Here is a 16,121-nt window from a genome sequence, read left to right as displayed (position 1 = left end):
CTGTGCAGAGCTACTAGTTCTTCGCCGCCCTGAGCTTCTGCAGCTCGCCGATCGAGCGCACGAAGCTGTCGGCCGGCGTCGACGCCGGATCGATCAGGCGATGCAGCCTGAACCCGTCCTCGAGCGCCAGCAGCATGGCGCTGCCCTGCTCGGGATCGGTGAAGCCGATGCCGCTCAGGATCTCCGCGACCAGCGCGCGGCGGGCGCGCAGACGCTTGGCGAGCTCGGGCCGGCGGCGCTCGGAACGCGCGGCAAACAGGATCAGCTCGATGTGCAGCAACGGCGCGCGCCCCAGCGGATCGCGGCGGTTGCGGTCCGAGGCGCCGAGCGCCGCGATGAAATCCTCCGGCGTGCGATGCTGGGCCAGAAGCTCGCGATGATGCTGGATGGAGCGATCGACGTGATCCTCCAGCATGGCGATGATCAGCTCGTCCTTGTCGGCGAAATTGGAATAGAAGGCGCCGCGCGTCAGCCCGGCGGCAGCCGCGATCGCCTCGATGCTGGCAGCACCGATGCCCTGCTCCTCGAACACCTCGGCGGCGGCCTGGAACAGCTTTTCCCGCGTTTCCTCGCGAGTCGGTCGGGTTCTTACTCTTGACATTCGCGGGAAATCTATCACATTTGCAATTCAATACAATATTGTATCGAGTTGCACAAGGGGCCCGTCATGAGCCAATCCGCAACCGCGCCGACCATGGCCGACAATTTCTTCCTCGAGGCGATGAAGCCTGCCTTCCGCGAGGATCCCTACCCGTTCTACGAACGCTTCCGCGGGACCGCGCCGCTCCTGCGCGTCGCCGACACGATCTGGTTCGCGCTCGGTCACGCCGAGGTGGCGGCGATGCTGCGCCATCCGCGGCTGTCGACCGACGAGGTCCAGCACGCCACGACCAAGGCCGGCCGGGAACCCGATCCCAACCGCGCCCGCAGCCTCCTGTTCATGGACCCGCCGGACCACACCAGGCTGCGCGGCCTGGTCGCCCGCGCCTTCACGCCGCGGCGCATCGAAGATCTACGCGCCGCTACCGAGGGCATCACCAACGAGTTGGTCGGCGCCATGGCAGCGCAGCGCGGCACGGTCGACCTGATCGAAGCCTTCGCCTATCCCCTGCCCGTACGCGTCATCTGCACGCTGCTCGGCGTGCCGGCGCGCGACGAGGCGATCTTCACCGACTGGTCGCGCGGCATCGCCCGCTCGCTCGATCCCTCGATCCTGCGCAGCCCGCAGGTCGAAGCCGCGATCGTCGACGCGCGCCGGAATATCCAGACCTATATCGGCGACCTTCTGGCCGAGCGGCGCCGCAAGCCGGGCGACGATCTTCTGTCGGCACTGGCCGCCGTCGACGTCGATGGCGACAGCATCACGGCGCGCGAGATCGTCTCCCTCGCCCAGCTTCTGCTGGTGGCCGGCCACGAGACGACGGTGAACCTTATAGGCAACGGCGCCCTGGCGCTGCTGCGTGCCCCCGACCAGCTCGCCCTGCTGCGACAACGACCCGAGCTGATCGGCTCGGCGGTCGACGAGTTCCTGCGCTTCGACGGGCCGGTGCAGATCAACCAGCGCGTCGCCATGGAGGATCTCGACCTGTTCGGCCAAAAGGTCAGGAAGGGCGACGAACTCCTGCTGATCCTGGGCGCCGCCAACCGCGATCCCGCGGCCTTCCCCGACCCGCATCGCCTCGACGTCACCCGCGACGCCCGCAAGCACGTCGCCTTCGGCGGCGGCATCCATCACTGCCTGGGAGCGGTGTTGGCGCGCATGGAGGGCCACATAGCCTTCAAGGCCCTGCTCGAGGCCTTCCCGGCGATGGAGCTGGCGGCACCGCCGACGCGGCGTCCGACCTTCACCCTGCGCGGCCTGGAGACGCTGCCGATCGCGCTATGAGGCAAGCAATGCCTACGGCCTATGTTCAACTTGGCAGCGCCGTGGTCTTCAACGTCGCGGCGTACCTTGTCTACAGGTCAATCGCCGATGCCGCGCCGCGCATCTGGTGGCCGATCTTCGCGGTCGGGCTCATGCTGGGCGCCGCCAACACCTTTCTGTTCGCGCGCTCGATCAAGGCGATCCCGCTCTCCGTCGCCTACCCGGTTTTCACTGGCGCCAGTTTTGCCGTCATCACGGTGGCGGCGGCGTTCGCGTTCCAAGAACGCCTGCCGCCGGTTCACTTGCTCGGCATCGGGCTCGTCGTGGCGGGCATCATTCTCGTCACGCGGTAGGGCCTACACCCGGTGTCATCCCGAGCGCAGCAAGGGACCTTTCCTGCAGCCGTAAAGGCCCCTCGCTGCGCTCGGGGTGACAGCTATCGCTGAGGTCCGCGGACGAGTCTGCCGGGCAACGTCCCGGTCGCCTCGCCGTCGCGATAGGTGACGGCGCCTGACACGATGGTGGCGCGGTAGCCCTGCGCCTTCTGCAGCAGGCGCTTGCCGCCCGCCGGCAGGTCCCATTTCATTACCGGCGCCTCGACGCGAAGCTTGTCGAAGTCGATGACGTTGAGATCGGCTTTGTAACCGGCCGCGATCCGGCCACGGTCATCGAGTCCGACGGCGCGGGCATTGTCCAAAGTCTGGCGCTTGACCAGCCACGACACGTCGAGCCGCCCCGAGGCCCGATCGCGCCCCCAGTGCGACAGCAGCGACGTCGGGAACGAGCCGTCGGAGATCAGGCCGACATGCGCGCCGCCGTCGCCCAGCCCGATCAGGGTGTGCGGGCTCTGCATCATCTCGCTGCAGCAGTCGAGATTGTAGGCTGCATAGTTCGCGAAGGGCGCGAAGATGAAGTTCTTGCCCTCGCCTTCGATCAGGTAGTCGTACACCACCTCGCGCGGATCGCGGTTCTCGCGGCGGGCGCGGGCGCCGAACGAGCTTTCCTGCGCGGGCTCGTAGTCGGGCGGATCGCCCAGCGGGAACATGCGGTCGTAGTCGGCGAGCCGCGCGGCCATGTCGGAGCGCAACGGCTCGCGCGCTTCGGCCAGGAGCTTCTCGCGGAACGCGGGATCGCGCAGGGCTGCGAGCCGCTCGGCGACGCTCTTGTGGCGGATCGCCTTGTAGGAGCGGCACATCGAGAACGGTATGGCGCTCGCCTGCAGGCCCTGCAGCACGCCGATCGGCCGCGGCGCCACCTGCGCCTTGGCGGCATGGCCCTTGGCCGCCAGCCCGTCGACCAGGCCGAGCAGGCGCCGCCAGCCCTCGGGCTTGGAATGGCGCTGCGCCAGCGATACCGAGAACGGCCGGCCCGACGCCGTGAGCAGCCGGTCGATCATCTCGAACTCGCTCTCGGGATTGGGCGTGTTGAAGTCGGAGATGAATTCGATGACGCCTTGCCCCGCATCCTTCATGCCGAGCGCGATGCCCAGAAGCTCAGCCTCGGAGGCGCGCAGCGAGGGCGTCGGATCGCCCTTAACGGTGCGATGGTTGAGAGTGCGCGACGTCGAGAAGCCCAGCGCGCCCGCGCGCATGGCCTCGGCCGTGAGCGCGCGCATCTCGGCGACCTCCTCCGCCGTCGCCTCTTCCAGGCGCGCGGCACGCTCGCCCATGACGAACACGCGCAGCGCGCCGTGCGGCAGCTGCGCGCCGAGATCCATGTCGCGCGGCCGCGCCTCCAGCGCATCGAGGTACTGGCCGAACGATTCCCACGACCAGTTCAGCCCCTCGTCGAGCGCGGCGCCGGGAATGTCCTCGACGCCTTCCATCAGCTCGATCAGGCGTTGGCGGTCTTGAACCTTCACCGGTGCGAAGCCCACGCCGCAATTGCCCATCACCGCCGTGGTGACGCCATGCCAGCTCGACGGCTGCAGATGCGAATCCCAGGTCGCCTGGCCGTCGTAATGGGTGTGGATGTCGACGAAGCCCGGCGTGACGAGCAGCCCCTTGGCGTCGATCTCCTCGGCTGCATTGCCCGAGACCTTGCCGACGGCGGCGATCTTGCCGTCCTTCACTGCGATATCGGCTTCGTGGAGAGATGCACCAGTACCGTCAGCTACGGTGCCGCCTCGGACGACCAGATCGAATTGCTTCGCCATGTTCCCTTCTCCCGTATGAACAGAAGCTTACCGGATTGTCAGCGGCGGGAGAACGCCAGCCAGAGGCCACCACCTATGAGGAAACCGCCGCTGACGCGCGACAGCAGCCGCACTCGCTTGGCGGAAAGTGCCCGACCGGCGCGGCCTGCCGCGAACGCATAGAAGCTGTCGGAGACAGCTGCGACCAGCATCGCCGTCAGACCCATGATCAAAATCTGCACGCCGTGATCGCGTGCGGGATCGATGAACTGGGGGAAGAAGGCACCGAAGAAGATGAGCGTCTTGGGATTGCTGAGAGCGACCAGCGCGCCTTGCGTGAGGAAGCCGCCACGTGGGGGCGCAGACGCATCGCCGTCGTCTGCCCCGCCGCTGGAGCCGATCATCTTCCAGCCGAGCCATATGAGATAAGCGGCACCCGCCAACCGCAGCCAGTCGAACCAATGACCGGCGGCTTCCATCAGCGAGGTGAGGCCAAGGCCGACCACGCCGATCATCAGGGCAAGGCCGACCTGCGTGCCCAGCACGTTGAGCAGCCCGGCCCGCGTGCCGTGGCGGATGCTGTTGGCAAGGATCAGCGTGACCGTCGGGCCGGGGACGAGCACGACAATCAGGCAGGCAACGAGGTAAGCAGCGTATAATTCGAGCGACATGGACGGGACCATCCCAAGGTTTTCGGTCGTATGGAAGAGCAGCTTCTCGGTCTTCTCTCTGCCAGGCGCGGACACTTCCACCTGGAGTCGGGCCATCACGGCAATCTGTGGCTCGATCTCGATGCGCTGTTCCTGCGGCCGGCTGCCTTGCTGCCTTTCACGCGCGAGTTGGCGCGGCGACTGGGCCGGCATGGAGTGGAGGCCGTGGTCGCCCCGCTGGTCGGCGGCGCCCTCGTTGCCGAAATGGTCGCGGCCGAGCTCGATGTCCGTTTCGCCTTCGCCGAGCGCCGGACAGACGCCGGAGGCGTGACCTACGTCATCCCGGACGCCTTTCACGATCACCTGCGCGGCTGCCCCGTTGCGATCATTGACGATGCCATCAATGCCGGTTCGGCGACGCGCGCGACCTTCGCCGCGCTCACAGCGCTGGGCGCCCGGCCGATCGCCGTCGGTGCCTTGCTGATCCTGGGCGAGACGGCGCTGACCCACTTCGCGGTCAACAAGCTTGCTGTCGAAGCCATCGCCCGACTGCCGAACGACCTATGGGAGCCCGCCACCTGTCCGATGTGCGCGGCGGGCGAACCGCTCAATAGCCCGTCGGCCTGAGGGTGAAGGCGGCCGCCTTCTCGAGCGCCGCCGCCGCCCGCAACATCGTTTCCTCATCGAACGAGCGGCCGATGATCTGCAGGCCGAGCGGCAGGCCATCCTTGTCGACGCCGGCCGGCACCGAGATGCCAGGCAGGCCCGCCATCGAGGCCGGGATGGTGAACATGTCGTTGAGGTACATGGTCACCGGATCGTCCATCTTCTCGCCGGCGGCGAAGGCGGCCGTGGGCGCGGTCGGCGTCAGCAGCACGTCGCACTTCTCGAAGGCCTGCTTGAAATCGCGCGCGATCAGGGCGCGGATCTGCTGGGCCTTCTTGTAGTAGGCGTCGTAGTAGCCCGCCGACAGCACGTAGGTGCCGATCATGATGCGCCGGCGCACTTCCTTGCCGAAGCCCGCGCCGCGCGTGTTCTGGTACATCTCGATCAGGTCCTTGCCGGGAACCCGAAGCCCGAAGCGCACGCCGTCGTAGCGCGCCAGGTTCGACGAGCACTCGGCCGGCGCTACGATGTAGTAGGCCGGCAGCGCGTACTTGGTGTGTGGCAGCGAGACCTCGACCGGCACGGCGCCGGCCGCCCGCAACATCTCGATGCCCTTGTCCCACAGCGCCACGATCTCGGCAGCAGTGCCTTCGACGCGGTACTCCCTGGGAATGCCGACCTTGAGGCCCTTGATGTCGGTATTGCGCGCGGCCGCCGCGAAGTCCGGCACGGCAAGCGGCGCCGACGTCGAATCCTTGGGATCGTGCCCGGCCATGCCCTGCAGCAGCAGCGCGCTGTCCTCGACCGTGCGGGCGAACGGGCCCGGCTGGTCGAGCGAGCTTGCGAAGGCCACGACGCCCCAGCGCGAGCAGCGGCCGTAGGTCGGCTTCAGCCCGACGATGCCGCAGAAGGCAGCCGGCTGTCGGATCGAGCCGCCGGTGTCGGTGCCGGTGCTGCCCGGCACCATGTAGGCCGCGACCACGGCCGCCGAGCCGCCCGACGAGCCGCCCGGCACCAGCTTGCGGTTGTCGCCGCGCTTCTTCCACGGGTTCTCGACGCCGCCGAAGTAGCTCGTCATGTTCGACGAGCCCATGGCGAACTCGTCGAGGTTGGTCTTGCCGACCATCACCGCGCCCGCCTTCCACAGGTTGGCGGTCACCGTGCTCTCATACTGCGGCACGAAGCCTTCGAGGATGTGCGAGCCCGCCGTGGTCTGCACGCCCTCGGTGCAGAACAGGTCCTTGATGGCAAGCGGCACGCCTTCCAGCAGCGCGGCCTCGCCCTTGGCGCGGCGCGCGTCGGAGGCCTTGGCCATCTCGCGCGCACGCTCGGGCGTCTCGGTGATGAAGGCGTTGAGCGCGCGATGCTCATCGAGCTTCTTGAGGTGCGCTTCGGCAACCTCGACAGCGCTTGCTTCCTTTTTGTCGAGCGCCGCTTTGAGCGCGGTAAGCGTCAAGTCGGTAAGAGCAGCCATCGCCTACTCCACCACCTTGGGGACCGTGAAGAAGCCGCCGGCGTTCTTGTCGGTCTGCTCGATATAGACGGCGCCGCCCGGCGCGTTGGCCAGGATCTTCTCGGCGATGCCACCATCGGTCACCTTGTCTTCGCGCTGAGGCAGCGTCACGTCGGACACCGAGGACATCGGCTCGACGTTCTTGGTGTCGACCTCGTTCAGTTGCTCGATCCAGGCAAGAATCCCCGACAGCTCGCCGGCCAGCGGCGCCAGTTCTTCATCGGGCACTTTCAGGCGGGCCAGACGCGCAATGCGCGCCACGGCGTCCTTGTCGAGCGACATTCCGAGCTCCAAACGCTTGAATGGCGCGGTTGGTAGCCGGTTTGCCGCGCAGGAGCAACCGGACCGCGGCCTTGCTACGATGGGGCCCATGACCGCCACGGACCGCCTCTACGCCAGCCTGACCCGCCGCCTGCGGACCATGGGCAGCCCGGCGCGGGCCGAGAAGGAAAAAAGCTACCAAAAGTCGGTCTGGCAGCACTGGGGCGTGCCCCTGCCCCAGATGGACGTGGCGATCCGCGAAATCCTGAAGGACGTTCCAGCCGCCCAGCGCCTCACCCTCAGCCGCCGCCTGTGGCGCGAGCCGGTCTGGGACCTGAAGATCGTCGCCGGCCGCCTGCTGGTGGCGCCGAGCGTGCCGCCGACCGAGCCGTTGTGGCGCTTCGTGACGGGACGCATGGCCGATCTCGACGGCTGGGCCGTCGCCGACAATCTCGCCCCTGTCGCCTCACGCTGCCTGCTGCACGATCCCAGCCGCCTCGACGTCGTCGAAGGCTGGGTGCAGAGCCCGCACCTCTGGACGCGGCGGGCGTCGCTGGTCTTCACCCTCGCCTGGACGCGCGACGGCCGCGATCCCGAGCGCATGCTGGGCTGGGCGTCGAGCCTCGCCGGCGACCGCGAGTGGTTCATCCAGAAGGCGATCGGCTGGTGGCTGCGCGAGCTCTCCAAGCGCGACGCACCCCGCGTCCGCCGCTTCCTCGCCGAACACGGCGCCACGCTGAAGGGCGTCGCGCGTCGCGAGGCCTCGAAATACCTGACGTAACAGGTTTCGTCTTGCCGGACCGCGGGCCCCCGGGCCCGCTCGCGAACGTCATACACAGCGAAGCGCGGACCGCGGGCGTCTCGCCCGCCTCATGATTCATGAGCGGGCCAGAGGCCCGCGGTCCGCGCTTCGCTGGAAGACGCTCATCAGCGGGCCTGAAGGTCCGGAAGACTAAGACGCTGCCGCCTTGCCCTCGTTCTCGGCAATGCGGCGGGCAGCCATGGCTTCGATCTCGCTGCGCACGGCTGGGCGCTTGTCGAGCAGGGCGCGGAAGTCCTTGCGGTAGAGCGCCAGCAGATGGCTGTACCCGTCCGACACCACGTCGGCGCTGCGCGGCGAATCGCTGATCAGGCCCATCTCGCCGACGAAGTCGCCTTCCTTCAACGTGACCTGGAAGTTCGGCAGCATCACCGTCACGTCGCCCGCGGCGATGAAGTACATCGAATCGGGTTGCCCGCCGACGCTGATGATCTTCTCGCCGGGCAGCGCCACGACGGCGCGCAGCCGCTTGCTGAGCTCGACCACCGCAGGCCGGTCGAGCGAGGCGAACAACGGCACGCGCTCGATCATCTTGGCCAGCTCCAGGCCGAGGTCGAGCGGCGGCCGCTGGCTGATGGCGCTGCGCCGCTCGGCGAGCTGCCCGCGCAGGTCGTTGTAGACCTCGCGGCTGATGATGCCTTCGCGCAGACGGCGATTGTACTCCATCGATTCGAAGCGGATGGCGGCGCGCTCGAGCTGCCGCGTCTCGATCGATTCGGCATAACCGGGATACTGCAGCGACAAGGCCTTGAAGGCACTCTCGACGGCCTCCTGGCGATTTTCGATCACGGCGGCGAGCGCGGCTTCGGCGTCGCTGCCCAAAAGGTCGGCCACCGAGCTGATGTTGAAGGCGGCGAGCTCGGTCAGCACGCTCTGCGTCACCATCAGGGTTTCGAAGCGGTCGGCCAGGCGCTCGGTCAGCATGCGCTCGAGGCCGAGCCGCCGGTGCAACCAGAGGGCCAGGCGGAAGCCCAGCTCGGGCCGCGAGATATCGACCAGCCATTCCTCGTATCCGGCCACGCCCTTGTCGCGCACATTGTCGATCAGCCGGTCGGCGCTCGCCGTCAGCACGGCGACCATGCGGCGCGACAGGATCTGCTGCTCGAACTGCTCGAGATAGAGCTCCCTCTCGCGCGAACACAGCGTCACCAGGCCGACCTTGACGCGTTCCTCGAGGTCGAGCGCCAGCTCCGCCGGCACTGCCTCGATCTCGGCCTCGCCGGCCGACGTGGGATCGGCGGCCAGGCCTTCGATGCGGGCGTTGCGGCGGCGGATGATCTGCGCCAGATGGCGGTCGACGTTGATCTTCGACAGCGCCAGCACGCGATCGCGCAGCGCGAGCTCCAGGCGCGACAGCTTGTCGAGGCCCAGCGCATGCATGAACAGGCCAAGCGTCGTCGCGTTGACGAACAGCGTGAACAGCACGAACAGCGTGGCCGAGAGCGCAATGAACTCGCGGGTGTGCTCGGGCAGCTTGTCGTTGCCGGCCGCCACCATGGCCAGCACGATCGTGACGGCGCCACGCAGGCCGCCCCACACCAGGATGGCCTTGTATCGATTGTCGACCGGCTTCACGAGCTTGACCTTCTCCAGCACCGGCAGCATGCCGAACACGACCACGCCGCGCGCCGTGAAGGCGGCGATCGCCACGGCGGCCACCGCCAGGAAGTAGAGCCAGGTGATCTGCAGCAGCACGTTGGCCGCCAGCATCGAGGCCAGCACGAAGATCAGGCAGCTCGCCCAGAACTCGAGCTGCTCCCACAGCCGCTTGAGCGACGCCCATTGATGCGGGTGCAGGTGCGTCGGCCCATAGGCCGCGACCGTCAGCGCCGCCATCACTGTCGAGACCACGCCCGAGACGTGCAGGTAGCGGTCGGCGACGACGAAAGAGACATAGGAGAGCGCCACCGTGATCGAGGCGATGGCCGCATCCGATTCGCCCAGCCGCGGCAACATGAACATCGCCGCGCGTGCCAGCACGAAGCCCAGCACCAGGCCGCCCACGAATTCGCGCAGGAAGACGATCACGACGCCACTGGGCGAGCCCGGCATGGCGGCACTTGGATCGACCCGGCTCACCAGGATGCCGATGAACAGGCCGAAGGCAGCGATGGCGACGGCGTCGTTCAGGAGCGATTCGCCCTCGGCCAGGATCGACAACCGCTTGGGCGCGCCGACGTCGCGGAAGATGCCGATGACGGCGGCGGGATCGGTGGTCGACACGACGGCGCCCAGCAGCAGGCAGACGATGAGGTCCATGCCGGTCGCCCAGTGCACGACGAAGCCGACGCTGGCGATGCACACCACCACCGCGACAATGGCCAGCAGCAGCACGGCGTGGACCTCGTCCATCAGCCGTCGCACTTCGATGTTGAGCCCGGCAGTGAACAGCAGGGGCGGCAGGAACAACGGCAGGAACATGTCGGCGCCGACCTCGAGCTTGTCGAGGCCGACGAAGGCGTCGCCCAAGGCGCCCAGCCTGACGCCGCTGTTGATCAGCCACGAGCCCAGGAAGCCCATGCCCATACCGGCGATGGCCAGCAGCACGGTGTGCGGCAAACGGAAGCGCTCGGCCACCGGCACCAGCAGGCTCACCACCACCAGCACCATGGAGATGGCGAGCAGAGCGTAGAAAGTATCGGTCACCTGACGAGTCTACCCCGCAACTCTTGTTCTTTGGACCCTGTGTCGACCGAACGGTCCCCTCGTTTTATAACCTCGACGATGGCCAAGGTGGCAGTCTTCATTCATGGCATGTGGGGCACGCCCGACGTCTGGCGGAACTGGCGCCCGTTCCTGGAGACCCTCGGCTGGCAGACCATCGCGCCCTCCTTGCGCCATCACGACGCCCCGCCGCTGGCGCCGCCGGCCGGTCTTGGCACGACCAGTCTCGGCGACTATGTGGCCGATCTCACAAACACGATCGAGGGCCTGGCCGACAAGCCAGTGGTGATCGGCCATTCGATGGGCGGGCTGCTGGCCCTGATGCTCTGTGCGCGTGGGCTCGCCCGCGCGGGTGTGCTGCTGACGCCGGCGCCGGACGCCGCGGTGATCGCCATCAGGCCGTCGAATTTCTGGGCGTTCGCACGCATCCAGCTCAATTGGGGCTGGTGGCGCACGCCGCATCGCGCGACGCTCGCCGAGGCGCTGTCGCATACCTTTAACACAACCGATCCGCAGGAAGGAGCCGAGCTTCATTCCGCCTTCGTGCATGATTCGGGCCGCGCGTTGTTCGAGATCGCCCTACCCTGGCTTGATGGCAGCAAGACGACGACGGTCGATCCGCGCTTGGTGACGGTGCCGTTGCTGTTCGTCGCAGCCGAAAAGGACAGGCTCACACCTCCCGATGTCGTGCGTCGCTCGGCCAAGCGCTTCGGCCACGTCGCCGACTATGTGGAATATCCCGGGCAAGGGCACTGGGTGCCGGGACAGCCGGGCTGGGAGCGTATCGCTGAGGACACGGCGGCGTGGCTCGACGGCAAGGCGAACTGAACGATGGCCGCCGTCGACCTCGCCGAATTGAAGACGCTGGTGCCCGCGGGCCGGCTGATGGCGCTCGATGTCGGCACTAAGACCATTGGCATCGCCACCACGGATGCTCTGCGCATGCTGGCGACGCCGCTCATGACGTTGAAGCGCGGCAAGCTCGCGGTCGACCTGGCGGCACTCGCCGAGCTCACGAAGAAGCACGAGATCAAGGCGCTGGTGATCGGCCTGCCGCTCAACATGGACGGCACCGAGGGCCCGCGCTGCCAGTCGGTGCGCCAGTTCGCGACCAACATCGCCAATCACGGCCCGCCTGCCCTCGCCGCCCTGCCCGTCGTCTTCCAGGACGAGCGCCTGAGCACCGCCGCCGTCACCCGCGGCATGATCGACGACTACGACATGAGCCGCGCCAAGCGCGCCGAGCGGGTGGATGCGGCGGCGGCCGCGTGGATCTTGGAGAGCGCGCTGGCGCGGTTGAGGTGACCCCACTCAAGTCCCTCCCCCGTCATACGGAGGAGGGTACGGGGGGATGGCCCCACCGGCACTCTACGGATTTTCAGATCGGAGATTCATGATCTGAAATGAGTTGGATCCCGACTGGTGCTCTCCCCCTCCCTACCCTCCCCCGTATGACGGGCAGGGCAATCGCATGTGGCGTTTTCGGATTCCGATCGTGCACCAAGGGCGGCCGGCGGATTCCGAAATTGCGCTGGCACAGCTCGGCGGATTCCAACCTTTCGCCAAGCCCCGCAAAATGGGCCACATGCGATAGCCCTGGTATGACGGGGGAGGAGATGACAGTCTTAAGGACAGAGCAGTGGTGGTGCGGGGCGACTCGGAACGTCGGCCGAGAGTGTGCGCAGAAAGGCGACAAGATCGGCGCTCTGGTCGGCGCTGAGCGCCAGCGGGCGGACAAGCGGGATCGCATCACTGTGCAGGCGCTCGGGGTTCACCTCGGAATAGTGTTTTACGACGTCCTCCAGCGTCGCGAGATGGCCGTTGTGCATGAACGGGCCCGAACCCGACTGGCGCAGGCTGGGCACGCGGAACTCGCCGAAGTTGCTGTGCAGGCGCTGGACGTGCCTTGTGCGCAGGGCGCTGGCCCCCGAGGCATCGTCGTTGTACTTGCCCAAAAGGTTGAAGGTGCTGTTGGCGAGCTTGCCGAGTCCGTCCAACCGCCCCGAGTCGACTTCGCCGGGCCGCGTGAAGAACGGGATCCCGACATCGCCGAACTCGCCGTTGGTGAGGCGCGGCCCGAAATGGCAAGCCGAACATTTCGCGTCGATGAAGATTTTTAAGCCGCGCTGCGCCGCCAACGGATAACGCGCCATGGCCTCGCGATCGCCCGCCACCACGGCGTCGCGGAAAGCATCGAACGGCGTGCGCGGACTGATCAGCGTCGCCTGGAACGCCGCCAGCGCCTTGGCCGCGTCGACCAGAAGCTTCTCGTCGTCACCCCCGGGCTTGTGGCCGAACGCACGTTCGTAGCCGCAGGCCAGCGCCTTGTCCTCGCGCAGCAGCCCGGCGACGCGGCCGGCATCGCCCGCCATCTCGCGCGGATCGAGGATCGGCCGGATCGACTGCGACCACAGCGAATCCCCTGCCCCGTCCCAGCCGAACCAATGGGCAAGGCCCACGTTCCACAGCGACGGCGTACGCCGGTCGAGCTCGGCCCGCCCCACCGCCTTCGCGCGCCCGTCGCCCCAGTCGCGGCCGGCGACATGGCAGGTGGCGCAGCTCATGGCGCCGTCGGCCGACAGCCTTGGCTCATTGAACAGATGCTCGCCCAGCACGATCGCGTTGGCCGAGCCCGCCACGCGGTTGGACGGATCGCGCGGCGCGGTTGGCGGCCACGGCCCGTGGCGGGCAATCGCCCTCACCTCATCTTCCGACCATTGCAGCGGCGTCTGCGCGACGGCCGACGCCGCCAGCGCCATCAACACGACGCCGCAGAGCCAACGCCTCACTTCACGACGAGCTCATGGCTCAGCCGCTCGCTCTCCTCACCGGCGCGCACGTCGATGGCGAGCTCCCAGGTGCCGGGCATGTGAAACACCATGCCGTCGACACGATAGCGGCCGTCGCCCAGGGACACGATGGTTGGCCGGTAGTTCATGCCGTGCTTGTGCTCGGGCATCTGGGCGTCGATCGCCACCAGCTCGGCCGGCTTGTCGTTCTTGGTGCAGACATTGAACAGCAGCGAGAATGGCTCGCCGACCTCGATGCGCAACGGCTCAGGCCGGAACGCAATGAGATAGTGACTGGAGAAGATCACGATGCCGGTGCCGCGCCCGAGGTCGAGCGGGCAATCCGCCCAGGCCGGAAAGGTGATCAGCAGCGCGATGAGGGCTGCGAGCAGCCTCATTGGCCGACGCCGAGCTTGCTACCGAATAGGCGGTCACCGTTCTCGTAGGCAATCTTGCGCGCGACGTCCGGCGGCAGATCGCTGAGCCACTGGCGCGACCAGCGCGCATGCTCGACCACATAGTGCCAGCGCTCGGGCGTGAAGGTATCGGTGCCGACCACGAAGCGGTCGGGGAATTCCAGGAAGGCCTCGCGCCAACCCGGCGCCACCTTGCCGTTGGAGGCGTGCGAGGTCAGGAAGGCGAGATCGCACCACAGCGTCGAATAGCGCCGCAGCATTTCGCGCACCTTCTCCGGCCGCTCGAAGCCCGAATGCGCCCACAGCACGCGCGCCGTCGGGTCCTGCTGGAAGTGGCGCTGGACGGCGTCGGCGTCGGAATGCGAATGCAGGTAGAGCCCGAACTTCTTGGCGAGCTCGACCACCTTGCGCATGTTGGGCAGGTCGGCGTCGGCGCCGTAGATATGGAACTCGCCGATCGCCACGTACTTGCGCTTGGACAGCATGTCCTCGAGGAAGCCAATGATCGTCGCATCCTTGGCCCAGGTCGACAGCTCGCCGCGCGAGCGATAGGGCCTGAGCTCGGGCACGATCACCGAGGGCGCCACGTCCTGCAGCATCTTGGTGCCCTCGTTGTTCGAGCTCGACACCATGGCGCGCTTGACGCCCGCCTTCTTCAGGATCTCGACCACCTGCTTGGGCGGCACGACCTCCCAGGCGTCGTGGCTGTAGTGCATGTGAGCGTCGAAGATCGGCAATTCCTGGTCGGCCGAGGCCGTGCCGGCCGCAGCGAGCAGACTGACGAAGGCGAGAAGAGCGCGCATGTGAGGACCCATCAGCGGCCGGCCTTTGTCGCCCAGCCATAGTTGAAGCTAATCGAGATGCGCTCGCCGGAGAAGCGGGCCGGCGGCACTTCATGGCGCAGCCAGCTCTCGAACAGCAGCAGATCGCCCGCCTTGGCCGGCAGGCTCACGAAGGAGTGAAAGCTCTTGGGCGCGTCAGCCCGGCGCGGCGGCGTCGCCATGTGCAGGCCGAGCCGCGGGTCCTCGAACTTCAGGGCGCCCGCCCCTTTGGGCACTTCCACGTAATAGGTGCCGCTGATGAAGGACGTGGGATGGAGATGCAGCGAATGCACCACGCCCGCCGGCATGACGTTGGCCCAGCAATCGGTCATGGCGAACGATCGGCCGGCAAGATCGTAGTGCAGCGAGCGGGCGAAGGCCTTTGCGTGCGGGTCGATGCGCCGCCGCAGGCGGCTGAACAGCGATGAGAAGAGATGCAGGCGGTCGAGCGAGCCGTAGGACGTGTAGCCGCCAAGGTAGTGTTTGGCCGACCAGCGCCGGCCGGCCGCGTCCGAGACCGCGAGCGAGCGGCATTCGTCGGCCAGATCCTGGTTGAGCCGGCGCTGGTCCGGCCCGGCGATCGATTCTCGGTAGATCAGTGTCGGGAAAAGGGCATGGATCGCCATCGCTTGATTATCCGCCAAGCCGGCAGACCGTGCTATGGTTGTCGACATGCTCACCGACCAGCAGATCGAGACATATAGGCGCGATGGCTATCTGGTGATCCCGCGCCTGATCCAGGGCGAGCAGCTCGCCGAGCTGCGCGACCTCACCGACCGCATCGTTGCCGAAGCGCGCGGCGTTACGGCGAACGACGATCTCTACGACCTGGAGGCCAGCCACAGTGCCGCGCTGCCGCGCGTGCGCCGGCTGAAGCCCGTGATCTTCAAGCGCTACGCCTTCTTCCACGCGCTGGCGCGCGATCCCAAGATCACGTCGATCCTGGCGCAGCTGCTGGGCCCCGCCATTCGCCAGCATGGCGGCAAGCTCAACATGAAGTCGGCGGGCTACGGCTCGCCGGTCGAATGGCATCAGGACTGGGCGTTCTATCCCCACACCAACGACGACGTGCTGGCGACCGGCATCTATCTCGACGACTGCGACATGGACAACGGCGCGCTGATGGTGATCCCGGGCAGCCATCACGGCCCGACCTGGGACCATCATGCCGACGGCCGCTTCTGCGGCGCCATGAACCCCGATGCCTGCGACATCGACTTCGACAAGGCCGTGCCGCTCACGGGCCCGGCGGGCTCGATGACCATCCATCACGTGCGGCTGGTGCACGGTTCGGCGCTCAACCGCTCCAACCGGCAGCGCCGCCTGCTGCTGCACGAATACACGGCCGCCGACGCCTGGCCGCTGTTGGGTGTGGCCAACTTCGAGGAGTTCAACAGCCGCATGGTGCTGGGCGAGCCGACCATCGAACCGCGCGTCGTCGCCGCCCCCATCCGCATGCCGCTGCCGCCGGCCGACCACCAGGGCTCGATCTACGAGAACCAGCGCGGGACGGGCCGCCGCTTCTTCGAAACTTACGAGGAAGGCGTACGTGCCTGAGTTCAGGCGAGAGGAATCAAGTCATG

General features: G+C 67.3%; 17 protein-coding genes. 7 read left to right on the top strand and 10 right to left on the bottom strand.

Annotated features, from left to right (window positions below; all coding sequences use genetic code 11):
* Positions 1 to 13: 13 nt before the first annotated feature.
* Positions 14 to 601, bottom strand: coding sequence for a TetR/AcrR family transcriptional regulator (locus tag RSO01_RS06485; protein WP_147147381.1), 588 nt, complete (start codon positions 599 to 601; stop codon positions 14 to 16).
* A gap of 66 nt (positions 602 to 667) precedes the next feature.
* On the opposite strand from RSO01_RS06485, the gene RSO01_RS06480 reads away from it, so the two are divergent.
* Together RSO01_RS06480 and RSO01_RS06475 are read left to right on the top strand one after the other, a co-directional pair.
* On the top strand, positions 668 to 1,885 hold the full coding sequence (locus RSO01_RS06480; RefSeq protein ID WP_147147379.1) for a cytochrome P450: 1,218 nt from the start codon (positions 668 to 670) through the stop codon (positions 1,883 to 1,885).
* The gene (locus RSO01_RS06475; RefSeq protein ID WP_147147377.1) at positions 1,882 to 2,217 is read left to right on the top strand and encodes a DMT family transporter; all 336 of its coding nucleotides are present in this window, start codon (positions 1,882 to 1,884) and stop codon (positions 2,215 to 2,217) included. The genes RSO01_RS06480 and RSO01_RS06475 overlap by 4 nt, the downstream gene beginning before the upstream one ends.
* Positions 2,218 to 2,300: 83 nt before the next feature.
* On the opposite strand, the gene RSO01_RS06470 is transcribed toward RSO01_RS06475, so the two are convergent.
* Both RSO01_RS06470 and RSO01_RS06465 read right to left on the bottom strand, forming a co-directional pair.
* Complete coding sequence (locus RSO01_RS06470) at positions 2,301 to 4,019, bottom strand: N-acyl-D-amino-acid deacylase family protein (RefSeq protein WP_147147375.1); 1,719 nt, start codon at positions 4,017 to 4,019, stop codon at positions 2,301 to 2,303.
* A gap of 38 nt (positions 4,020 to 4,057) precedes the next feature.
* On the bottom strand, positions 4,058 to 4,669 hold the full coding sequence (locus RSO01_RS06465; RefSeq protein ID WP_147147373.1) for a LysE family translocator: 612 nt from the start codon (positions 4,667 to 4,669) through the stop codon (positions 4,058 to 4,060).
* 204 nt (positions 4,670 to 4,873) lie between these two features.
* Between RSO01_RS06465 and RSO01_RS06460 the strand changes: the two genes are divergently transcribed.
* A complete protein-coding gene (locus tag RSO01_RS06460) occupies positions 4,874 to 5,275 on the top strand; it encodes a phosphoribosyltransferase (RefSeq protein ID WP_170302877.1) in 402 nt (133 codons plus the stop codon).
* Here the strand turns inward: RSO01_RS06460 and gatA are convergent.
* On the bottom strand, positions 5,256 to 6,728 hold the full coding sequence (gatA, locus tag RSO01_RS06455) for an Asp-tRNA(Asn)/Glu-tRNA(Gln) amidotransferase subunit GatA (protein ID WP_147147369.1): 1,473 nt from the start codon (positions 6,726 to 6,728) through the stop codon (positions 5,256 to 5,258). The two genes, RSO01_RS06460 and gatA, sit on opposite strands and share 20 nt — an antisense overlap.
* A gap of 3 nt (positions 6,729 to 6,731) precedes the next feature.
* On the bottom strand, positions 6,732 to 7,049 hold the full coding sequence (gene gatC, locus RSO01_RS06450) for an Asp-tRNA(Asn)/Glu-tRNA(Gln) amidotransferase subunit GatC (RefSeq protein ID WP_147147367.1): 318 nt from the start codon (positions 7,047 to 7,049) through the stop codon (positions 6,732 to 6,734).
* A gap of 88 nt (positions 7,050 to 7,137) precedes the next feature.
* Here gatC and RSO01_RS06445 point away from each other — a divergent pair, with 88 nt between their 5' ends.
* Positions 7,138 to 7,809 carry a DNA alkylation repair protein gene (locus tag RSO01_RS06445; RefSeq protein ID WP_170302876.1) on the top strand — a complete coding sequence of 224 codons (672 nt, stop codon included), beginning with the start codon at positions 7,138 to 7,140 and terminating at the stop codon, positions 7,807 to 7,809.
* Positions 7,810 to 7,980: 171 nt separating this feature from the next.
* Here the strand turns inward: RSO01_RS06445 and RSO01_RS06440 are convergent, their stop codons facing one another.
* On the bottom strand, positions 7,981 to 10,494 hold the full coding sequence (locus RSO01_RS06440) for a cation:proton antiporter (RefSeq protein ID WP_147147363.1): 2,514 nt from the start codon (positions 10,492 to 10,494) through the stop codon (positions 7,981 to 7,983).
* 78 nt (positions 10,495 to 10,572) lie between these two features.
* On the opposite strand from RSO01_RS06440, the gene RSO01_RS06435 reads away from it, so the two are divergent.
* Together RSO01_RS06435 and ruvX are read left to right on the top strand one after the other, a co-directional pair.
* On the top strand, positions 10,573 to 11,340 hold the full coding sequence (locus tag RSO01_RS06435; RefSeq protein ID WP_147147361.1) for an alpha/beta hydrolase: 768 nt from the start codon (positions 10,573 to 10,575) through the stop codon (positions 11,338 to 11,340).
* Between the two features lie 3 nt (positions 11,341 to 11,343).
* The gene (gene ruvX, locus RSO01_RS06430; protein ID WP_147147359.1) at positions 11,344 to 11,817 is read left to right on the top strand and encodes a Holliday junction resolvase RuvX; all 474 of its coding nucleotides are present in this window, start codon (positions 11,344 to 11,346) and stop codon (positions 11,815 to 11,817) included.
* A 320-nt stretch (positions 11,818 to 12,137) separates the two neighbouring features.
* Here the strand turns inward: ruvX and RSO01_RS06425 are convergent, their stop codons facing one another.
* The 4 genes from RSO01_RS06425 to RSO01_RS06410 are packed head-to-tail and all read right to left on the bottom strand — an operon-like array spanning position 12,138 to position 15,164.
* Positions 12,138 to 13,301, bottom strand: coding sequence for a cytochrome-c peroxidase (locus RSO01_RS06425; protein ID WP_147147357.1), 1,164 nt, complete (start codon positions 13,299 to 13,301; stop codon positions 12,138 to 12,140).
* The gene (locus RSO01_RS06420; RefSeq protein ID WP_147147355.1) at positions 13,298 to 13,699 is read right to left on the bottom strand and encodes a FixH family protein; all 402 of its coding nucleotides are present in this window, start codon (positions 13,697 to 13,699) and stop codon (positions 13,298 to 13,300) included. Before RSO01_RS06420 ends, RSO01_RS06425 begins: the two co-directional genes overlap by 4 nt.
* Positions 13,696 to 14,520: an amidohydrolase family protein gene (locus RSO01_RS06415; protein ID WP_147147353.1), complete on the bottom strand. Its 825-nt coding sequence runs from the start codon at positions 14,518 to 14,520 to the stop codon at positions 13,696 to 13,698. Before RSO01_RS06415 ends, RSO01_RS06420 begins: the two co-directional genes overlap by 4 nt.
* Before the next feature lie 11 nt (positions 14,521 to 14,531).
* Positions 14,532 to 15,164, bottom strand: coding sequence for a TIGR02466 family protein (locus RSO01_RS06410; protein ID WP_147147351.1), 633 nt, complete (start codon positions 15,162 to 15,164; stop codon positions 14,532 to 14,534).
* Positions 15,165 to 15,210: 46 nt separating this feature from the next.
* On the opposite strand from RSO01_RS06410, the gene RSO01_RS06405 reads away from it, so the two are divergent.
* The gene (locus RSO01_RS06405; RefSeq protein WP_147147383.1) at positions 15,211 to 16,095 is read left to right on the top strand and encodes a phytanoyl-CoA dioxygenase family protein; all 885 of its coding nucleotides are present in this window, start codon (positions 15,211 to 15,213) and stop codon (positions 16,093 to 16,095) included.
* Positions 16,096 to 16,121: the final 26 nt, after the last annotated feature.

The organism is Reyranella soli (assembly GCF_007992495.1).
Classification (GTDB): domain Bacteria; phylum Pseudomonadota; class Alphaproteobacteria; order Reyranellales; family Reyranellaceae; genus Reyranella; species Reyranella soli.
Note: the sequence above shows the minus strand (reverse complement) of the source record. Positions and strands in the feature narration are given on the sequence as shown.

Coding starts and splice junctions, on each gene's coding strand:
- gatC (WP_147147367.1), bottom strand. CDS start 7,049: ATGTCGCTCGACAAGGACGCCGTGGCGCGCATTGCGCGTCTGGCCCGC.
- RSO01_RS06445 (WP_170302876.1), top strand. CDS start 7,138: ATGACCGCCACGGACCGCCTCTACGCCAGCCTGACCCGCCGCCTGCGG.
- gatA (WP_147147369.1), bottom strand. CDS start 6,728: ATGGCTGCTCTTACCGACTTGACGCTTACCGCGCTCAAAGCGGCGCTC.
- RSO01_RS06475 (WP_147147377.1), top strand. CDS start 1,882: ATGAGGCAAGCAATGCCTACGGCCTATGTTCAACTTGGCAGCGCCGTG.
- ruvX (WP_147147359.1), top strand. CDS start 11,344: ATGGCCGCCGTCGACCTCGCCGAATTGAAGACGCTGGTGCCCGCGGGC.
- RSO01_RS06470 (WP_147147375.1), bottom strand. CDS start 4,019: ATGGCGAAGCAATTCGATCTGGTCGTCCGAGGCGGCACCGTAGCTGAC.
- RSO01_RS06410 (WP_147147351.1), bottom strand. CDS start 15,164: ATGGCGATCCATGCCCTTTTCCCGACACTGATCTACCGAGAATCGATC.
- RSO01_RS06435 (WP_147147361.1), top strand. CDS start 10,573: ATGGCCAAGGTGGCAGTCTTCATTCATGGCATGTGGGGCACGCCCGAC.
- RSO01_RS06420 (WP_147147355.1), bottom strand. CDS start 13,699: ATGAGGCTGCTCGCAGCCCTCATCGCGCTGCTGATCACCTTTCCGGCC.
- RSO01_RS06405 (WP_147147383.1), top strand. CDS start 15,211: ATGCTCACCGACCAGCAGATCGAGACATATAGGCGCGATGGCTATCTG.
- RSO01_RS06415 (WP_147147353.1), bottom strand. CDS start 14,520: ATGCGCGCTCTTCTCGCCTTCGTCAGTCTGCTCGCTGCGGCCGGCACG.
- RSO01_RS06480 (WP_147147379.1), top strand. CDS start 668: ATGAGCCAATCCGCAACCGCGCCGACCATGGCCGACAATTTCTTCCTC.
- RSO01_RS06465 (WP_147147373.1), bottom strand. CDS start 4,669: ATGTCGCTCGAATTATACGCTGCTTACCTCGTTGCCTGCCTGATTGTC.
- RSO01_RS06485 (WP_147147381.1), bottom strand. CDS start 601: ATGTCAAGAGTAAGAACCCGACCGACTCGCGAGGAAACGCGGGAAAAG.